A 2,606-nucleotide genomic window follows, 5' to 3' on the forward strand; every position below is an offset into this window, starting at 1 on the left:
CTCGTTGATCTGGTCCAGCGGATAGGAGCGGGTGAGCAGGTCGTCGAGATTCAGTTTCCCGGCCATGTAGAGTTCGATGAGGCGCGGGACCATGAAGCGCGGAACCGAGGAGCCGTAAATCGAGCCCACGAGCTTCTTCTCCTGCGTCACGAGAGAGAGGGTGGGAATCGCGGTTTTCGAGGTGGGGCTGGTGATGCCGATCATAACGGCGGTTCCGCCGGAGCGAAGGCTCTCGAACGCCTGGGCCGTGACCTCGGGGATGCCGATGGCCTCGATGGCGCAGTGGACGCCTTTCCCGCCGGTGATCTCGCGGATGCGCTTGATGGGGTCCTCGTCCGAGGCGTTGATCAGGTGGGTGGCGCCGAACTTCTTGGCCATCTCGAGTTTGTTCTGCATCAGGTCCACGGCGATGATGGGTTCGGCGCCGGCGAGAAGGGCGCCTTGGACGGCGTTGAGGCCGATGCCGCCCGCGCCGAAGATGGCGATGCTCTCCCCGGGCCGGATATTTGCGCCGTTGAGCACAGCGCCGACGCCCGTGATCACGGCGCAGCTCACGACCGCCGCCTTGTCGAGGGGCATGTCTTCGCGGATCTTCAGGGCCGATTTTTCGGACATGACCGAGTATTCGCTGAAGGTGGACACCCCGAGGTGGTGGGAGATCTCACTCTTGCCTTGTCTGAAGCGGCGGGTGCCGTCGCTGAGTACGCCTTCGCTCCGCATCTTCCATCCATCGCCGCAAAGGGCGGGCCGGGCGGTGATGCAGTACTCGCAGTGGCCGCACGAGTAGCGCCAGACGGAAACCACGTGGTCGCCCTTTTTGAGGGAGGTCACGCCGGGTCCCACTTCCTCAACAACGCCCGAGCCCTCGTGGCCGAGGATGATGGGCATGGGGGCAGGAAGCTCACCGTTCATGGCGTGGTAGTCGCTGTGGCACACGCCGGCGGCGGCCATTTTGACGAGCACCTCTCCCTCGCGCGGGGGATCGACCTCGATTTCTTCCACGGAAAGCGGTTTTCCGACTTCGCGAAGTATGGCGGCTCTCATGGCGGTTGGCCTCCTGGCTGACCGGGGAGAGAGGCTCCGCCCCGGCGATTTGACGCCGCGTGTCTTGTCACGCAGTAGGGATGAAAGTATGTTTGTCTTTCATACCTGAAAAGCGGGTCAATTGCACTCCGGCGGAGCCGGATTCTGCGGCTGGGCGGACACTTCCGGGAGATTCGCGCCGCGGCCCCCCGGGCGGTGGGGGAAGCCGGGGCGGTGCGCCTGATTTCTGAGAGCAGAGGAAAAGTATATGGCCGACAAGGTGAGGATGGCGTTTGTGGGTTTGGGCAGATGGTCGGACATGCTGGCCGATGGGGCCTTGCGCAGCGGGCGGGTGGAGATCGCAGGAGGGCTTTCGAGGTCCGGGGAGAAGAAAGCCGCATTTTCCGAAAAATACGGGGGCGCCCCGCTCCAATCCTATGAGGAGATTCTCGCCAGTGATTCGGTTGACGCGGTGGTTCTGACGACGCCGAACTCCCTTCATGTCTCTCAGGCGGCCGCGGCGGCTCGGGCCGGCAAGCATATTTTCGTCGAGAAGCCGATGGCGCTCTCGGTGGCGGACTGCAAGAAGATGATCGCGGCGGCGGAGGCGGCGGGCGTCACGCTCGCCGTGGGCCAGAACACCCGGCGGATGGTCCGCTACCGGAAGGCGGCGGAGCTGATCCGCGAGGGCGCGGTGGGCGAGGTGGTCCTCGTCGAGGGAAACATGTCGAAAACCCAGGGTTATCGCCTGACGCCCAAGCTTTGGCGGTGGTCGCGGGAGGAGAGCCCGGGCGGTCCGCTGGTGAGCTTCACGGTGCACCAGGCGGATTCCTTCAATTATCTGATCGGCCCGATCCATCGGGTGTCGGCCTTCACCAAGAAACTCAGCGGGCCGGCGCCGCCCGATGACGTGATGGCGGCGGTGGTCGAGTTCAAGAGCGGGGCGCTCGGCTACCTCGGCGGGACCATGCTCACCGGGACGCGGAACTTCACCCAGATTCACGGAACAGAGGGCAATGTTCTTGTGGACGAGATGGGCAGCGCGGCCTTTTACCAGAAAAAAGGGTCCGAGGAGTTCGAACGGTTTCCCATGCCCGATCATATGACCCAGTTGGCGGATTCGCTGGCCGAGGAGATGGACGAGTTTGCCGCCTGCATCCAAGAGGGCGCGAAGCCCGAAGTGGGCGGGGAGGAAGGCATGGCCGCGGTGGCCGTGATCGAGGCCATCCTCCGCTCGGCGGAGGCGGACGGCCCGGTGAACCTCGATGATTTCGCCTGATTCAGGGGAGTGTTCCGGGGCTCTTTCCCCTTTGTGATGATGCTGCTGATTACACTGGAGGTACTCATCCTTTTCCCCGGCATCAGCACCCTCCTCCCCAGACTGATGTAGCGGGAATACGGCTTCTTTTTCCGCCATCTCCGGATCCGGCCTCCCCCTATTTGACAGAGAAGGGGCGGGGAGTAAGATTGCTAAGAAGAGCGGTCCGCTAGGGGTGTTCGACTGAGAGTCTCCGCCGAAGGGAGACAACCCTTAGAACCTGATCTGGGTAATGCCAGCGAAGGGAAGCGGTCCCCAGAAGCCG

Annotated in this window: 2 protein-coding genes and 1 riboswitch; of the genes, one reads left to right on the forward strand and one right to left on the reverse strand. The window is 63.5% G+C overall.

Going from position 1 to position 2,606, the window contains the following annotated elements; translation table 11 throughout:
- Positions 1-1,044 (reverse strand): Zn-dependent alcohol dehydrogenase (locus tag O2807_14460; protein MDA1001706.1); only part of this gene is annotated, 1,044 nt, incomplete at its 3' end.
- A gap of 247 nt (positions 1,045-1,291) precedes the next feature.
- Here O2807_14460 and O2807_14465 point away from each other — a divergent pair.
- On the forward strand, positions 1,292-2,302 hold the full coding sequence (locus O2807_14465) for a Gfo/Idh/MocA family oxidoreductase (protein MDA1001707.1): 1,011 nt from the start codon (positions 1,292-1,294) through the stop codon (positions 2,300-2,302).
- Positions 2,303-2,502: 200 nt separating this feature from the next.
- Positions 2,503-2,605, forward strand: a riboswitch (TPP riboswitch).
- The last annotated feature ends 1 nt before the right edge of the window (position 2,606 follow it).

The organism is bacterium, assembly GCA_027622355.1.
GTDB lineage: Bacteria > UBA8248 > UBA8248 > UBA8248 > UBA8248 > JAQBZT01.

Bases quoted from the DNA above. Each gene is read 5' to 3' on its own strand.
- O2807_14465 (MDA1001707.1), top strand. From the start codon at position 1,292: ATGGCCGACAAGGTGAGGATGGCGTTTGTGGGTTTGGGCAGATGGTCG.